General features: G+C 34.5%; 7 protein-coding genes. All 7 read left to right on the top strand.

Annotated elements, in window-relative coordinates:
- Positions 1–85 precede the first annotated feature (85 nt).
- The 7 genes from EQM13_RS12840 to EQM13_RS12810 all read left to right on the top strand — a co-directional run bounded on the left by EQM13_RS12840 (position 86) and on the right by EQM13_RS12810 (position 19,004).
- Positions 86–2,533, top strand: a complete 2,448-nt coding sequence (locus tag EQM13_RS12840) for a sugar phosphate nucleotidyltransferase (RefSeq protein ID WP_128752911.1) — start codon at positions 86–88, stop codon at positions 2,531–2,533.
- Between the two features lie 27 nt (positions 2,534–2,560).
- Entirely contained in the window at positions 2,561–11,068 is an 8,508-nt protein-coding gene (locus EQM13_RS12835) for a GH36-type glycosyl hydrolase domain-containing protein (RefSeq protein ID WP_128752910.1), read from the top strand.
- A 206-nt stretch (positions 11,069–11,274) separates the two neighbouring features.
- Complete coding sequence (locus EQM13_RS12830) at positions 11,275–12,087, top strand: UPF0236 family transposase-like protein (RefSeq protein ID WP_161567250.1); 813 nt, start codon at positions 11,275–11,277, stop codon at positions 12,085–12,087.
- 70 nt (positions 12,088–12,157) lie between these two features.
- Entirely contained in the window at positions 12,158–12,739 is a 582-nt protein-coding gene (nuoE, locus tag EQM13_RS12825) for an NADH-quinone oxidoreductase subunit NuoE (RefSeq protein WP_206172698.1), read from the top strand.
- Positions 12,729–14,483 carry an NADH-quinone oxidoreductase subunit NuoF gene (locus tag EQM13_RS12820; protein WP_071140474.1) on the top strand — a complete coding sequence of 585 codons (1,755 nt, stop codon included), beginning with the start codon at positions 12,729–12,731 and terminating at the stop codon, positions 14,481–14,483. The genes nuoE and EQM13_RS12820 overlap by 11 nt, the downstream gene beginning before the upstream one ends.
- A 17-nt stretch (positions 14,484–14,500) precedes the next feature.
- Entirely contained in the window at positions 14,501–18,079 is a 3,579-nt protein-coding gene (locus EQM13_RS12815) for an NAD(P)-binding protein (protein WP_128752908.1), read from the top strand.
- A gap of 235 nt (positions 18,080–18,314) precedes the next feature.
- Positions 18,315–19,004, top strand: a complete 690-nt coding sequence (locus EQM13_RS12810) for a LytR/AlgR family response regulator transcription factor (RefSeq protein WP_128752907.1) — start codon at positions 18,315–18,317, stop codon at positions 19,002–19,004.
- Positions 19,005–19,167 lie beyond the last annotated feature (163 nt).

Below are 19,167 nucleotides of genomic sequence, written 5' to 3'. Positions count from 1 at the left end.
GTTTTGATTTAGAACCTTGGTATATTCCAAGGTTTTTTCTTTTTCATGAATAGATTTTTGCTTTCTATCAAAGAATATTTCTTATATGAATAAGATGGGAGTGATAAAAATTAAAGCAGTAATAATGTCCGGAGGAAAAGGAACTCGGCTCAGACCTCTTACATGTCAGATTCCAAAACCTATGGTTCCTATATTTAATAAACCCGTTATGGAATATATAATTAAACTTTTGAAAAGTCACAATATTTATGATATAGCTGTGACTCTTCATTATTTACCCAACGAAATAACGGAATATTTCAACGAAGGAGAAAAATATGGGGTTCATATGAGTTATTTTATAGAAGATGTCCCTCTCGGAACTGGAGGAAGTGTAAAAAATGCTAAAGGATTTTTAGACAGCACGTTTTTAGTAATAAGTGGAGATGCCTTTACAAATATTGATATAACCAAGGCCGTAAAATTCCATAAGGAAAATAATTCAAAAGCTACTTTAATTTTAAAAAAAGAGCCCATACCTTTAGAATATGGTGTAGTAATTACCGGCGAAGATGGGAGGATAAAGAAGTTTTTAGAAAAACCCGGTTGGGGAGAAGTATTCAGCGATACTATCAATACGGGAATATATATTCTTGAACCGGAAGTAATGAATTATTATAAGGCCGGAGAAAATTTTGATTTCGGCAAGGATTTGTTTCCTCGTTTGCTTAAAGATGGTATTCCAATGTATGGATATATAACTTCAGATTATTGGTGTGATGTCGGAGATTTACATTCTTATATGAATACTCACGTTGATTTTTTGGAGAAAAAAGTTTTTCCTGTAGAGGATGCCGAAGAAGTAAAAAAAGGCATATGGATAGGCAGGGGAACAATAGTTGAAGAAGGCGCTCAACTGTTTCCTCCTGTTTATATAGGAAAAAATACTATAGTAAAGAAGGATTCAAAGATTTATGGTTGTACCGTAATAGGGGATAATTGCTACTTAGGCGAAAATACATCTGTTAAGAAGAGTATCCTATGGAAGAATGTCCATATATGTAACAATGCCGAGATAAGAAAATCGGTCTTGTGTGATGGTGTGAGGATATCCGATAGAGTAAGGATATTTGAAAATTCGGTAATAGGCACTTCATCCATAATTAAGGATAACGCTGTTATAAAATCTAATGTTAAAGTATGGCCTGAAAAAAGAGTTGAAAGGGATATGGTTGTTAAAAATGATTTGATCTGGGGTACCGGTGTTTCTAAAAATATATTTGGGAAAAGAGGCGTATCCGGAATATTTAATCAGGATATAACAACGGAGTTTTCGTCAAAATTGGGAGGAGCATTTGCTTCATTATATCAAGGAAAAAGTTTATTTGTCATAGCTTCCGATGAGAAAGATTCATCTCAAATCATAAAAAATGCATTAAATTCGGGAGTAGTTTCCGCGGGAGGAAGAATGGTGGATATTCGTGTAGGAACTGTTCCCATGGTAAGATATGCTGTCAATTACCTTAAAGGAGACGGAGGTATTTTTGTAAGCTGCGGAGATTCAAATTCAGACACAATATCAATAGAGTTTTTTGATGATAAAGGGAAAAATATTGACAGAACTCAAGAAAGAAAAATTGAAAATGAATTTTCTATCGGAGATTTTAATAGAACAAATGGGGGCAAAATAAAGGATATAATTGAAATTTCAAATTTTTCGTCTCTTTATCTAAAATACGGAGAGGAGATTCTTGATCATATTTCATCAATAAAGGAGAAAAGGCCTAAAATCGTTATAGGCTCAAAATCAAAATATATTATTGGTCTGGCAGAGAAATATTTAAAGAATATAGGCTGTAATACTGTTTCCATATTAGAAGAAGAATTAAAGGAGATAAAAGAAAAAATTATATCTGTAAAGGGAGATATGGGTATAATAGTTTTCCAGAATGGGGAAAATATTATTTTAATTGACCACGAAGGAAATTTTATAAAAGACGAAAAATATAATTTCCTTACTTTTTTGATAGGATTGGAAACTAAGAAGATTAAAAACATAGTCATTCCTTATAATTTTCCAAGGACAGCTGTTTCATTGGCGGAAAATTACGGAGGAAGTATATCTATAACAAAAACGAATGTGTCTGAGATAATGAAGGAAATGGAAAAAGATGATTCGCATTTCCAATATATATTAAGTTTTGATGCTCTATTTGCTGCAGGGAAAATAATAGATTATGTATCCTATAAAAATATAAAGTTGAAAGATATTGCCTCAGAGATACCGGATTTTCATTTTATAAAGAAAGAAATACCATGCAAGTGGGAAGATAAAGGGAAGATTGTAAGACTTTTGTCGGAAGATAAAAAGCAGCAACTGGAGATGTTTGAAGGAGTAAGGTTTTTAGATAAAAACGGTTGGGCATTAATACTTCCTGATATTGAGAAACCTACTTTTAATTTATATGCTGAAGGTAGTACCGAAGAATTTGCAGAAGAAATATCGGATTTCTACTATGAAAAAATTAAAAGACTTTTGGAAGACAAAAGATAATATTTTGTTTGGGAGGAAGAAATATTCATGTGGCAGCTTTTTTTCATGTATTTTGCTACTTTGTTATTGCTTATCATATACATTGTTATTTATTTAAGAAAGGATAACAAAGAATATATTGAAGTGGCAGATGTATTGTTAAATAATGAAGAACTTTTTAAACATGCGAGGGAAATCGGAAGAATAGATGTAGGGGAAAAGAGTATGGATGTTAAATATTGTCTGCTCAATAGATTAGATAGAAATTTTGAAGATATTGAGGACATATATTTAAATCTGAATGAAGAGTTTAATAAAAAAAGAGAATTGCCAAAAGCCTCCGAATGGCTTTTGGACAATTTCTATATTGTTGAACTTCAATATAAAATGGTCAGACAAAATCTTGAAAGAGAAAAAAAATTCAAACTCAGAACTTTGACTGCAGGGCCTCTTAAGGGCTATCCAAGAGTGTACAGGGTAGCCTTAGAGCTGATATCCCATTCTGAAGGAATAATTACAGAGGAAAACATTATTAAATTCATAAATTTTTATCAAAGAGAAACCATTCTTTCCATAAAGGAAATATCAGCTTTATCTCTTATGTTTACTCTTGCCCTTATGGAATATGTAAGAAATATTTCAATAAAAACAGACGAAACTCAAAGAGTGTGGAAGGAAGCAGAAGAAGTACCATTAAGTGATATAGATGAAATTGAAAAGTATATAGATAAGTATGGAAAGGTAAATACCTCCTTTATTGAACATCTTCTTAAAAGAGTGAAAAAAGAAAAAGAAGATGGAAATTTGTATGCAAATTTGTTGGAGAAGAAGATTACTTATCTGGGGACAGATATAAAAACAGTATTGGAGAAAGAATATAAAAAACAAGGCCATATGAAAATATCCATAGGGAATGGAATAACAAGTATGAAATCCATATCGAACTTGGATTGGAATTACATATTTGAATCATTATGCGTCGTAGAAAAAATATTAAAGGAAGACCCTATGGAAGTATATCAAAATATGGATAAAGAATCCAAAAATTATTATAGATATCAGGTAGAAAAATTAGCCGAAAAATTAAATACTCAGGAGACTTTTATAGCAAGAAAAGCTATAGAATTGGCGAAAGAAGAAAATGACAAGAAAAATATGGGCAGAGAAAGTCACGTTGGATATTATATACTTGATAAGGGAAGAAAAAAAATATTTGAAAGTTTAGGATATACAGGGAAATCATCACTTATGTATTTGAACAATTCATTTCTTTATATAATTCCGATTGTATTATTATCTCTGCTTATGAGTGGTATATTGGCGAGATATGGTTTTTTAAGAAATGGAACGAGTATGGGAGTAGTTATATTTTTAACTGTATTTATTCCCTTTATGACTATTTCAACTGCAGTTGTTAATGAAATATATTCCAAAGTATACAAACCGAAACTTCTTCCTAAAATTGAATTTAAAGAAGGGATACCTGAAAAATGTAAAACATTCTTGGTTATTCCAACTCTTATTACCAATAAGAAACGGGTTAAAGAGCTTGCGGAAAATCTTGAAACCCATTATCTGTCTAATAAAGAGAAAAATATTTATTTTGGGATAATAGGAGATTTTGCGGATTCTGAAAAAGAAGAGATGGAAGATGATCACGAGATAACAGAAGAAGGACTAAAATGGATTAATAAACTTAACGAAAAATATGCCGGAGATGAAAATATATTTTATTATTTTCACAGAAGAAGGGTTTATTCAAAAACTGAAGGAAAATGGACAGGATGGGAAAGAAAAAGAGGAGCTTTAGTAGAATTTAATAACCTTATTTCAGGAGAAAAAGACACTACATTTTATGTTATTTCCGGTAATGTAGAAAATTTAACGGAAAAAATCAAATATGTTATTACTTTAGATGCTGATACTAAAATCCCCATTGGAGGCGTTAATAAGTTAGTAGGGACTATAAGTCATCCCTTAAATTCCCCCGAAGTTTATAAATATAGAGATATCGTTCGTGAAGGATTCGGAATTATTCAACCGAGAATAACGGTAAATATGGAAAGTGCAAACAAGTCATTGTTTACAAGGATTTATGCAGGCCATGGAGGAATAGATCCTTATACAACATCCGTATCCAACGTATATCAGGATGTTTTTGGAGAAGGAATATTTACAGGTAAGGGAATATATGACATCAATGCATTTCAGCAAGGTTTGAAGGATAAGATACCGGAAAACAGCATTTTAAGCCATGATTTAATAGAAGGAATTTATTTGAGAGCAGGCCTTGCTTCAGATATAGAATTGGTAGACGAATATCCATGGAAATATAATTCGTATATAATGAGGCAACATAGATGGGTAAGAGGAGATTGGCAGCTAATAAAATTTTTGTTTTCTCGGGATAGGTCAATAAACGCTATTTCCCGATGGAAGATATGGGATAATATGAGAAGAAGTATTTCTCCCATTGCCACTATGCTGACTTTGATATTGGGAATTATAATTTTCCCGGGGAATAAATACATATGGATAGGAATAAGTCTGATTTCTTTATTTATGCCCTTTATAATCGGATTTATAGAATCCATATTATATAGAAATTTCAGGATAAGTATGATCAAAATTAACGGAAATATAATTACAGGCTGGAAAGGGCTGATATACCAAGGAACACTTTCATTCATGTTTTTACCTTATGAAAGTTATATGATGGCTGATGCCATAATAAGAACTTTGTGCAGAGTTTTTATTACAAAGAAAAACTTAATCCAATGGACCACAGCTTTTGATGTAGAAAAAGAACTTACCAATGATATAAAAAGCTATTTTGAGTTGATGAATAAAGGTGTATTAATTAGCGTATTGACTTTAGCGTTGGTTTATATATTAAATCCCCATAATATATGGATAGGATTGATAATAAGCTTTTTGTGGTTTATTTCTCCCATAGCGGCTTTTAAAATAAGCAATGAAGATAAAGATGAAAAAAAGATGATATCAGAAAAGGATTTAAGAACCTTGAGGAGAATATCTCGAAAAACTTGGAATTATTATGAAGAATTTACAAATGAAGAAAACAATTTTATTCCGCCGGATAATTTTCAGGAATATCCATATAACGGATTGGCTTACAGAACCTCTCCGACCAATATAGGATTTTATCTTTTAGCGGTACTTTCGGCAAGGGATTTTGGATATATAAGTACTAAACGTATGATCGATTTGATAGAAAAAACTATTTATACTATTAACAAAATGGATAAGTGGGAAGGCCATTTATATAATTGGTACGGAACTTTGGATTTAAAACCCTTAAGACCTTATTTTATTTCGACCGTAGACAGCGGAAATTTTGTAGCTTATTTGATAGTGCTGAAAGAGGGAATTAAGGAATATTTAAACAGACCGTTTTTTGAAGGAAGTATTATTGACGGCTTTATTGATACGGGGGTTTTAATTGAGGATAATGAAGTAAGAAATTTGATTTTGAATGAATTTAACTCCGTGTCTAAGATAAGGGAAAAGGAATTAACCGATATAGAAAATAAATTTATTGTTTGTAAAGATAATAATGAAAATAAAAAAGATAAGTGGTTAGAAAATTCTATAGGATTTATCAAAGATCTAAAAGCTGAATATACCGAATTTTTTTCTGACAGCAATATAGAAGATACATTTGAGTTAAAACCTGCAGAATTAGTTAAATATTATGAAGAACTGATTAATGAAGAGGAAGCAGAAAGTGATTCATATAAAGACCTTTTTAGATTGAAATGTAATGCTGAGGATTTTATAGAAAGATGTAAGAATCTGATAGACAATATTGAACATTTAATATCCGAAACAAAATTCAAACCTTTATACGATAACAAAAAATGTTTATTTTCCGTTGGATATAATGTTGAGGATAAAAAGATTGTAAATTCCTATTACGATTTATTGGCTTCTGAAGCAAGAACGGCCAGCTATATATCTTTATCGAGAGGAGAAGTACCCGCGGACCATTGGTTTAAACTGGGGAGACCTTTGGTCGTGAAAAAAGGGTTCAGAAGTTTAGCATCTTGGGCAGGAACCATGTTTGAATATTTGATGCCTGCTTTGACAATAAAGAGTTACAAAAATACGCTTTTGGATGAAACCTATAAAACTTCGGTTAAAATTCATATAGACTATGGAACGGATAAAAAGATACCTTGGGGAATATCCGAGTCGTGTTTCTTTGCCTTTGATTCCAATTTGAACTACCAATATAAAGCCTTTGGAGTTCCATTTTTGGGATTTAAAAGAGGACTAAAGGACGATACCGTAGTATCCCCTTATTCTACTATTCTGTCTTTGAACATAAACTATGAGGCTGCGTTAGAGAATATAAGAAAATTAATAGAGGAAAACTTGGAAGGAGAATACGGATTTTTTGAATCCATAGATTATACTTACAGCAGACTTCCTATGAATATGGATAAAGCTGTAGTTAAAAGTTATATGACCCATCATCAGGGAATGATATTCGTATCCATAGACAATTTTTTGAAGGATAATTCCATGGTTAAGAGATTTCACCGAGATCCGGAGATGAAATGCGGAGAGCTGTTTCTTCAGGAAAAAATACCTTTAAGAGCTATTGTGGCAAAGGAAACCGAAAATCTTATTCGTACAGAAGAAAAAGCCAAGAAAAATGAGATGAATATTATAAGAAGGTATGATGAAAGAAGTCTTTCCTATACCAAATGCCATGTATTGTCATCGGGAGACTATTCTTTGATGATTACGAACAGAGGAAGCGGATTTTCAAAAAAAGGCGATATATATATAAACAGATGGAGAGAAGATTTTTTAACTAAAAGTTACGGGAATTTTGTATATATTTCCGACCTGAAAAGGAATAAATTCTGGTCTAATACCTATGAGCCGACTAATGTAATTCCCGAAAAGTATAAGGTGGAATTTTCAAATCATAAGGTTGATTTTTATAGGTTGGACGGGGATATTGAAACCAAAACGGAAATAGTTCTTCTTCCTGAAGAAGAAGGAGAAGTCAGGAAAATTACTATAAAGAATATCGGCAATGAAGATACATTAATAGAAATAACAAGCTATTTGGAATTAGTCGGGGATAAGATAGAAAATGATACTACCCATTCGGTTTTTAACAATTTATTTATAAAAACCGAGATATGTGAAGAAATCCATATGCTTCTCGGAGAGAGAAGAAAGAGAAATAAAAATGAAGAAAAAGTATGGGTATACCATATGGGAAAGATATACGAAAATGCGGAAGAAAATTTTCAATATGAGACCAACAGGCTGAATTTTGTTGGCAGAGGAAAAAATTTGAGATATCCCAATGCTTTATCTAAGGGACTCACGAATACGGCCGGAGTTGTATTGGATCCCATTATGAGTATAGGAAAAAGGGTTAAGATAAAAGGAAAGGAAAGTATAACAATTTATTTTTTAACCGGAATTACCGATACAAAAGAAAATGCCGTAAATATCGGCAAAAAATATTCGGACCAAGGACAAATGGAAAGGTCGCTGGAATTAGCTTATACGAGAAGTCAGACGGAAATAGGATATTTAAACTTGAAATCCAATGAAATTAGGCTGTATCAGGATATTCTGAATGATATTTTACTGCTGGAAGGCAACAGTAAAAGAAGATATGATGAAATAATAAGGAAAAATGAAAAAGGGCAGAACGGATTATGGGCTTACGGAATTTCAGGGGATCTTCCCTTGGTATTGGTAGTTATCAAAAATGTAGACGGAATTGATAACTTAAAAACTATTTTAAGAGCTCATGAGTATTGGACATTTAAAGGTATAAAAATTGATTTGCTGATTTTAATTGAAGATGGAAACTCATATTATCAACCTTTGTTAGATAATGTGAGAGATATGGTCTACGAATATAGAGGAAATTTTGTAGAAATACAAGGAGGAATATTTATACAAAATGGCAATGACATACCTCTGCAGGATAAAGGGCTTTTTTATAAATGGGCAAATATTGTGATAGATTCATCTGTAGGATATATAAAGGAAAATTACAAAAAGGTTGGCATACCTTATAAAAAATATAATAAAGACCCGATAAAGTATGATTCTTCGGATAAAAATTTAGAATTAAGATTTTTCAATGGTTATGGAGGCTTCTCTCAAGACGGAAGGGAATATATTATCAAATTAAATAAGGATATCAATACTCCGTTACCTTGGATAAATGTTATTTCCAACGACAAATTCGGATTTATAGTAAGCGAAAGGGGAAGCAGTTTTACTTGGGCTGATAACAGCAGAGAAAATAAACTTACACCTTGGTACAATGATTTAGCAGAAGATCCGTCGGGGGAGATCATATATATAAGGGATGAAGAAACAGGGCATATATGGAATATAACTCCTGGGCCTATAAGAGAAAATGAGGATTATATTATCTCCCACGGAATGGGATATACAAATTTTTATCATGACAGCAATGGAATGGAGCAGAATTTGACTATGTTTGTTTCCATGGAAGACAATATAAAAATTAATTATATAAAGATTAAAAACAATTCTCCTTTTGAAAGGAAATTATCCTTGGCATATTTCGCAAGACCTGTTTTAGGGGTTGAAGACGGCAAAGAAAGGAAGCACGTTGAAACATATATGGATGAAAAAAAAGAGATATTTTATGCACTAAACAGTACTAATAGTGAATTTAGAGGAAGTACCCTATATATGGGTTCATCGGAGAAGATCAAAAGCTACACGGGAGATAGAAAAGAATTTCTTGGTTCAGGTTCCTTCGAAAATCCGGAAGGAATGAAAAGAGACAGCTTTTCTAATATGGCAGGAATAGGCATGGACCCTTGCTGTGTAATAAATATTGATTTAACTGTTCCCTCGGGAAAAGAAAAGGAATTGGTTTTTTTAATTGGTGAAAGTAAGGGAGTCAAGAGCGGAAGAGAGACGATAAGCAAATATAAAGACATTGGATACTCTAAAATGATGCTGGAGAAAGCCAAATATTTTTGGACGGATTTGTTAACTAAAATTCAGATAGAAACTCCCGATGAATCCATGAATCTACTTATGAATAATTTTCTTCTGTATCAGACCATTGCTTGCAGGTTATGGGCAAGGGCAGGATTTTATCAGGTTGGAGGTGCCTACGGAGCGAGAGATCAAATTCAGGACAGTATGAACTGCATATATGTGTTTCCTGAGTTAACAAGAAAACAAATTATATTAAATTGCCGTCACCAATTTTTGGAAGGGGATATACAACACTGGTGGCATCCGGATCCCTATTCTGACGTCCACAAGGGAATAAGGTCAAAATGTTCAGATGATCTTTTATGGCTTCCTTATGTATTAGCCGAATATGTCAAGATTACGGAAGATTATGAGATTTTAAATGAGAAAGTTTATTTTATAGAAAGTATGCCGTTAAATGAAGAAGAATATGAAAGATATGAGATACCTGATATTTCAAATGTAGAAGAGAACGTCTATGAGCATTGTGTAAAAGCAATAGAGAAATCCCTTGTCTTCGGAGAAAGAGGATTACCTCTTATGGGTTCGGGAGACTGGAATGACGGTATGAACAGAGTAGGATTTAAAGGAAAGGGCGAAAGCGTATGGCTTGGATGGTTCCTTATATCGGTACTTGAGAAATTTATTCCTATATGTGAAAAAATGAATGATAAGGAGAAAGTCAGCCGGTACAAAGGAGTTATTAATGATATTAAATATTCCATTGAAAAAAATTGCTGGGATGGAGATTGGTATTTAAGAGCTTTCTTTGATGACGGGACTCCCATAGGGTCAAAAGAAAGCAGTGAGTGTATAATAGATTCTATCTCTCAATCTTGGGCAGTAATATCGGGAATGGGAGATTGGGACAGAATTGAAAAATCCCTAAATTCATTAGAAAAATATTTAATTAATGAAGATAAGGGTATGATACTTTTGTTTACTCCTCCTTTTGATAATATATCCGAAGACCCCGGTTATATAAAGAGTTATGTTCCCGGAGTGAGAGAAAACGGAGGACAATATACTCACGGGGCAATATGGGTAATAAGTGCCTTTGCCAAAACCGGAAAGGGAGACAGAACTTATGAGCTTTTTCACATGATTAACCCTATCAACCACTCAAGGAGTGCCATAGAATGTTCCAATTATAAAGTTGAACCTTATGTTATGGCAGCAGATGTCTATAACGTTAATCCTCATGTAGGAAGAGGCGGATGGACGTGGTATACGGGATCGGCAGGGTGGATGTACAAAGTTGGCCTTGAAGATATATTGGGATTTAAAAAGGAAGGAAACAGATTGTATATAAATCCATGTATACCGAGGAAATGGGATAAATATACTATTAAGTACAGATATAAAAATACCCGTTATAATATATTGATTAAAAATCCGTATAAAGTCAACAGAGGGGTTAATTATATAATGATTGACGGGAATAAAATTGCCGAAAAGTATATTTTATTGCAAAATGACGGAGGGGAACATCTCATTGAGGTAATATTGGGAAGTTATAGAGACAGTTAGAAGGAAGATATAAATCTAAATGTGTCCTTTGAAAAATGCAATTTCGCTTAGCCGAAATTGCATTTTTATGTATATAGGGGCAAATAGTTAGTGTAAAATTACAGTAGGGAAATAGAATATATTTCCATATATAGTTGAAAAGAAGATATCATCCTATTAAAATATAAGTTGAAACACCAATAAATTAAGAAAGGATGATATCTTCTATGTATAATAGTATACAACATTTTAATGAGTTTGGAGTAAAAAAAATTGAAAATGAGATAAAAAATTTCATGGAAGGGAATAAAAATATTGTTGGTTTAATACTTGCCTTACAAAAAATTTTATTTGAGCTTGGAAGAGATATTATAACAGAAGTATTGGAGAATATGGATGAATATCTACGTAACAGCGGAGTTAGAAAGAAAAAATGGGAAATAGTAAGAAAAGATAAAAATAGGATTTTAACAAGTTTTGGTATTGTAACATATGAAAGAACGTATTTTAAACCCAAAATGGGAGGAAAAAGGCATCATCTTGTTGATGATATGGTTGGAATAAAACCGCATGAAAAAATGAGTGAGGATGTAATAATAAATGCAGTCGATGAGGCAGCGGAAAGCAGCTATAGAAAAGCGGGAGAAAAAGCATCATATATGAATGAAATAAGTAAACAGGCCGTGATGGATAAAATACACAACCTTGATTTTACAACAACAGAAACTAAAAAATACAAGAAGAAGGATATAAAAACATTATATATAGAAGCGGATGAAGATCATGTGCATCTACAGCAAAAAGGAATTAACAAAAGCAAGTATAATATAGCAATGCCAAAGATCGTTTATGTACATGAAGGAATAGATGCAGAAAAAAGCAGTAAAAGCAGAAAGAGGTTAAAGAATGTAAAATATTTTGGAGGGATGTATGAAAATACGGAAAAATTATGGCTTGAAGCAGCAGATTATATAGACAAACAATACAACATGAATTATGTAGAGAAAATATATATTATTGAACTGATGAATGTAATGTGATAGAATGTGTAAGGTAGGAATATATTTAATTTATGCAAAGAGAAATGTTTTTATAATTATTAAATAGATAATGAAAAAAATTTTAAAAATAAAAAGAAAGGTAGGAATCAAAATGAGCAATTGCTGCGACGAAAAAAAACTGGAAGCGAATTTTAAAGATGAACAAGTAGATCTTTCGCTCTTAGATGAAACTTTAAATGAATTAAGTCATGAAAAGGGAAATCTCATCAGCATTTTACAAAAAGCTCAAGATATATACGGCTATTTGCCTTTAAGCGTTTTAAAGTATATATCGGCTGAAACGGGGGTTAAAAGAGCAACAATATATGGAGTAGCAACATTTTATACTCAATTCAGATTAAATCCTATTGGGAAATATTTGATACTCCAATGCCAAGGGACAGCCTGTCATGTTAACGGTTCTGATGAGGTGAGCAGGGCATTACGTGAAGAATTAAAAATAACTCCGGGAGAGACTACTCCGGATGGAATCTTTACGTTGGAGAATGTTGCTTGCCTCGGTTGCTGTAGTTTGGCACCCGTAATGATGATTAATGGAGAAGCTTATGGTAAACTGACTCCTGCTAAAGCAACAAAGATTATAAGAGATATATACAAAAAGGAAAGAGAAGGTGAAAAGAATGAAAATTAGGGTTGGTTTAGGCAGTTGCGGTATAGCTGCGGGAGGCGGAAAATTACTTGATATAATAAAAGACGAAGTTTCTAACGAAAAACTTGACATTTCTGTAGAACCTACCGGCTGTATTGGAATGTGTTTTTATGAACCAATTGTTGATGTTGTTGATGGGGGCAAGACTTACAGTTACGGATTTGTTGATGAAAAACTTGCAAGGGAAATAGTAGACAAGCATGTGAAAAATGGACAACCGATTGAAGATAAATTAATATATACCAGTGACGAACCGGCAGGTTATGTTAAAAAACAAGTTAAAGTTGCCCTTGAAAATTGCGGCAGGATAAACCCGGAAAACATAGATGATTACATTGAAAAGGGAGGGTATTCATCTGCAGAGAGAATTTTGAAATCCATGAGCCCTGAAGAAGTAATAGAGGAAATTAAAATTTCGGGATTAAGAGGAAGAGGAGGAGCCGGTTTTCCTACTTGGTTTAAATGGAATGCAGCTCGTCAATCTAAAGGAGATACAAAGTATGTAGTTTGTAACGCAGATGAAGGAGATCCGGGAGCTTTTATGGATAGAAGCGTATTGGAAGGAGATCCTCACAGAGTCATAGAAGGTATGATTATTGCCGGATATTCCATAGGCTCACATCAGGGGGTTATATATTGCCGTGCGGAATATCCCCTTGCAATTAAGAGATTGGAAATTGCCATGAAGCAGGCAAGAGAAAGAAATTACCTCGGAAATAATATATTTGGTTCTTCTTTTAATTTTGATATAAGGATTAAAAAGGGAGCGGGAGCTTTCGTGTGCGGAGAAGAAACGGCCCTTATAGCATCCCTTGAAGGGGAAAGAGGAATGCCAAGGTTGAAACCACCTTTCCCGGCTCAATCAGGTTATTGGAAAAAGCCTACAAATATTAATAATGTTGAAACTTATGCAAACGTACCTTGGATAATGCTTCACGGACCTGAAAAATTCGCAGAAATGGGTACGGAAAAGAGCAAGGGAACGAAGGTATTTGCTCTTACGGGAAAGATAAAAAACGGCGGACTTGTAGAAGTACCTATGGGAATGACTCTTCGTGAAGTAATATTCGGCATTGGCGGAGGAATAAAAGGAGACAAGGAGTTCAAGGCAGTTCAATTGGGAGGCCCTTCAGGAGGATGCGTTCCAAAGGAATTATTGGATACTCCCGTAACATATGAGGATATCGTCAAAACCGGAGCTATTGTCGGTTCAGGCGGAATGGTTGTTATGGATGAAACAACCTGCATGGTTGACATGGCAAGATTTTTCCTTGACTTTACTTGTAAGGAATCCTGCGGAAAATGTATTTATTGTAGAATCGGGACTAAGAGGATGCTGGAGATACTTGAGAAGATTACTAAAGGAGAAGCAACTCTTGATGATTTGGATGAACTTGAAAATCTTGCCGTTACAGTAAAAGACGGTTCAATGTGCGGACTTGGACAGACGGCACCTAATCCTGTTTTAACAACTCTCAGATATTTTAGAGATGAATATATTGCCCATATAGTTGATAAAAAATGTCCGGCAAAGAAATGTACTGCATTGCTGACATATAATATAGATCCACAGTTCTGCGTAGGATGTACTGCTTGTGCTAGAAATTGCCCTGTTCATGCGATTTCGGGCGAAGTTAAGAAAACTCATGTAATTGATCATGAAAAATGTATTAAATGCGGAAATTGTTTAAATACATGTAAATTTAATGCTGTAAAAGTAGATTAATAAAAGGAGTGAATGGAATGTCGGTTATAAGAGTTAATATAAATGGCAGAGAAGTGGAAACCACTGTCGGCAAAAGTATATTGGATGTCGCTGAAGAAAACGGCATAGATATTCCACATCTTTGTTATGATAATAGAATGGAAATATACGGTGGCTGCGGACTTTGCGTTGTGGAAATCGAAGGTATTCCGAAACTTCAAAGGGCCTGTGCTACTCCTGTAAGAGACGGAATGGTAGTAAAAACCCACACGGACAGAATAGTAGATACAAGAAAAGCAGCGTTAAGGCTTCTTGTGTCGGATCACAGGGGAGACTGCAGACCTCCTTGCGTATTGGCTTGTCCGGCTCATACGGATTGTCAGGGCTATGTAGGGCTTATTGCTAACGGTCAGTTTGATGAAGCCTTAAAACTTATAAAGGATAAGATTCCCGTACCGGCAAGTATAGGAAGAATATGTCCTCATCCTTGTGAAGATGCATGCAGGAGACAGCTTGTGGAAGAACCTATCTCAATAGCAAGATTAAAAGCTTTTGCTGGGGATATGGATCTTGCTGGAGAAAAGTATATTCCTGAAATAAAAGAAAATACAGGGAAAAAGGTGGCAGTCGTAGGCGCGGGACCTGCCGGCCTTTCAAATGCATTTTTCTTAAGACGGGAAGGCCATGATGTAACGATATATGAGGCAATGCCTCACGGAGGCGGAATGTTGAGATACGGAATTCCGGAATACAGGCTTCCCAAAGAAGTTCTTGATAAGGAGATATCCCTTATTGAAAAGATGGGGGTTAAAATCGTATATAATACCAAACTCGGTGAAGATATAAGCCTCGAATACCTGAAAAACAATTATGACGCGGTATTTATCGGAATAGGTGCATGGAAGAGTTCAAGTATCCGATGTAAAGGTGAAGACAAAAAAGGAGTCCTCGGAGGAATTGACTTTTTGAGGGAAGTCAGCACCAACGGGAAAGCAGAAATAGGGAAAAGAGTAGCAGTAGTAGGCGGCGGAAATACCGCTATGGACGTAGCGAGAACTGCCGTAAGACTGGGCGCCGATAAAGTAAGCGTGTTATACAGAAGAACGAGGGAAGAAATTCCGGCAGAGGATGTAGAAATTGAAGAAGCGGAAGAAGAAGGAGTGGAATTTAATTATTTAGTTGCTCCTATTGAGATAACGGGTGATGACAAGGTTACAGGAATCAGATGCCAGAAGATGAAATTGGGAGAGCCCGATGCATCGGGAAGAAGAAAACCCGTTCCTATAGAAGGGGAAGAAATAGTATTTGACGTGGATACTGTTATAGGGGCAATAGGCCAGCAGGTAACTTTGGGAAATATTAAGGGATTAAATGTAACCAAGAAAAATACTATTCAGGTTAAAGAAGGAACTTATGAGACAAACATTCCAAAGGTATTTGCAGGAGGAGACGTAGTTTCGGGACCGAAAATTGCCATAGAAGCTATAGCCCAAGGCAAGGAAGCATCCATTGTAATGGACAGTTTCTTAAGAGGAGAAATCAAACCTTTGGAAGAAAGTTATTATGTAAAACAAGATGATTTAACCGAAAAGGATTTTGCAGACAGAGAAAGAATAGACAGAGCTATATCCAATGTATTATCCCCTGAAAAGAGAAAGAACAATTTCCATTCCATAAATGAGACTATGACTGCTGAAGAGGCAATGAAGGAAGGCAGCCGATGTTTGGAATGCGGATGTAAGGATTACTTTGAATGTCAGTTATTTAAATATATTAATGAATATGATATAGACCCGGACAAAGCTCACGGAGAAAAACATAAGAGAAATAACGAGGATTATCATCCGTTTATTGAGAGAAATCCGGATAAATGTATACTCTGCAGCAAATGTATCAGAGTCTGCGATGATGTAGTGGGAGTTACTGCTTTAGGGCTTATTGACAGAGGATTTAATTCCATAGCAAGCCCCGAGTTCGGACTTCATTTGAGAGATACCGAATGTATTTCCTGCGGCCAGTGCGTGGATGCATGTCCTGTAGGGGCTATTATTGAAAAATCAGCTGTTAAGAAGCAAGTACCGGTGGATTTAAAAACTACTCCTTCAGTATGTACTTTCTGCGGAGTCGGATGTAATTTGAACCTTGAAAGCAAGGGAGAATACATTTACAGAACTACTCCGAGGGAAGACTTGGAGGAAGGCCTCCTCTGCATGAAAGGTAAATTTGGAGTAGATCATGTTAATAATAAAAACAGGATATTGGAACCGACGGTTTACGGAGAAAAGGTATCTAAGAATTTAGCACTAAACCATGTAGTTAAAAAACTTCAATCCATAAGAGGAATGTATGGCAAGGATAGTATCGGAGTACTTGTTTCCCCGAGATTTACTACGGAAGAACTGTTTGTTTTGAAAAAAATTGCCGATAAACTCGGCACATCTTTGACCGGGTCCTTTGTATTAGAGGGCGGAGACGGTTTGAAGAACTTGTTCGGATATAATGCATCTGCCAACGGATATGATGAGATATACAGCACGGATTTAATTCTTTCCTTAGGGAATATATATGAAAATCATCCTGTAATGGGGATGAAGATGAGAAGGGCATATAAAAAGGGAAAGAAAATAATATCAGTATCTAAAGAAGGAACAAGGCTTGATGATATTGCAGATATAAGTTATTCTCCGGAGGATAATTTGAATTTCTTAAAAGGATTGATAAAAGTACTCATTGAACAAGGATATGTGAACGAAAAGGAAATCGGAGAAAAATCCGTAGGTTATGAGGAATTGAAAAAGTGGGTAAAAGATGCATCTGTTGACAAGAATATTGAAGCTATTGCGAAGATGTACGGAGAAGCTAAAAAGGCAATAATAGTGGTTGAAGAGGATACTCTTACGGATGAAGCCGTAAAACTTTTAGGTGAAACTGCATATCTGACCGGAAAGATAGGAAAGGCTCACAGAGGAATTATTATTATGAGAGTTAAAAACAATAGTCAAGGAGCATGGGATGTGGGCTTCAGAACTTCCGGAAAAGAAGTGGCAGAGCTTATTGAAAAAGGCCAGGTAAAAGGCTTGATAGTTTTGGGAGAAGATCCTGTCAAGGCAGATAAAAAATTAAAGGAAACATTTAAGAAACTTGAATTCCTCGGAGTATTTGATATATTCAACACGGAAACAGCCAAAGAAGCAGAAGTTGTAATTCCTATCGGAAGTTCCTATGAATCTTCGGGAAGCTTCACAAGATCCGACAGAAGGATTCAAAAAGTAAATCCGGGAATCAAACCGAGAATAGGAGAAAGCAATCTTGAACTATTCATGGATTGGGCTGACAAGTTGAATATTGAATATAGGGATTTGGAGGATATAAGGGAAGATATATCCCATACTATCCCTGAATATAGCCAATTACTGAGCTTAGAAGACCAAAACAGAATATATTGGTCTGACAAATCCGTTTCAAAAGGATTGCTGTACGATAACGGGTTTGCCACAGAAGATAAAAAAGCTCATTTATTCTCAGGGAAAGACGGAAAGATGTACAGAGAAAAGAAAGTGTATGACACTATAGATATAAACCTTGAGGAATATGCGGAAAGGGAAGGAATAAGATAGAAAGAAACAATATGAAAAACAGGAGAATGTAAACCGCGGGGACGGTTCTTTCGGTTGGGAAAATGGCCATAAGAACCGTCCCTTCGGTTTTATAACTTGTTATATACTTATAAGTATGAATTAAAAAAAATTCATACTTATTTTAATTTTTTTAGAGGAAATATAAAAATAATGTAGAATTTAATATTATCAAAAGTAAAAAAATTTAAAACATCGGGGAAAAGGGGGTATTTAAATGAGCAGTCTGCTGATTGCGGAGGAGGAATCAGCTGTTGCTGAAAGTCTGGCAGATACGGCAAGATATATACGCAATGATTTAAATATCACTATAACAAAACATGCTAAAGAAGCTTTAAAATATATAAAAATCAATCATTATGACTTGTTTCTGCTGGGTATGGAATTTGAAAGCTGTACGGGGATTGAACTGGCTAAAAAGATAAGGGAGACGGAAAATCATAAATTAACGCCGATATTTTTTATAGTTTCCGTTCCCGTGAAGAAATTTGATATATCAGGAATGAGCTGCAGTGATATCAAACTTTTGCCGGAAAGAGAAGTAAGGAAAGCCTTGGAAGTATTTGACGGTGAAACTGAAAAAGATGATGACAGTAAAAATCATATTGTATTACATCATAAGGGACATACCCATGTGATAAATAAAGACGAGATTATTTATATCGAATCCAATAAAGGTTCCATATTTGTAAATACCATTAATAAAAAAATTGAAATTCCTTCCTATAAATTTACTATGGAAAAACTTTTGACTGAATTGGCAGAAGGCTTTATAAGATGTCATAGAGAATATATAGTAAACACAAAATATGTAGAAGAATTTGAAGGTACAGATGTGGTCAAACTCAAAAATGTAGATATTGCTCTTCCTATCGGAAGGAAATACAAAGATTTTTTTAAAAAGTAGAATCTATATAACAAAAATATCTTTCACCTCCGTTAAAGTGACGTTCGATTAGCCGTAGATGTCGTTCGCACCGGCGGAGGTGTTGTTCGTTTAAAGCATATTGATGTATTTTTATAAGGTAATAAAATTAAAATCAGGAAAACGATATAGGGGTTATTTAGGA

The sequence above is a fragment of the Acidilutibacter cellobiosedens genome, assembly GCF_004103715.1.
In the GTDB taxonomy this organism is placed as follows: domain Bacteria; phylum Bacillota; class Clostridia; order Tissierellales; family Acidilutibacteraceae; genus Acidilutibacter; species Acidilutibacter cellobiosedens.
This window is presented reverse-complemented; position numbering and strand designations above follow the sequence as displayed.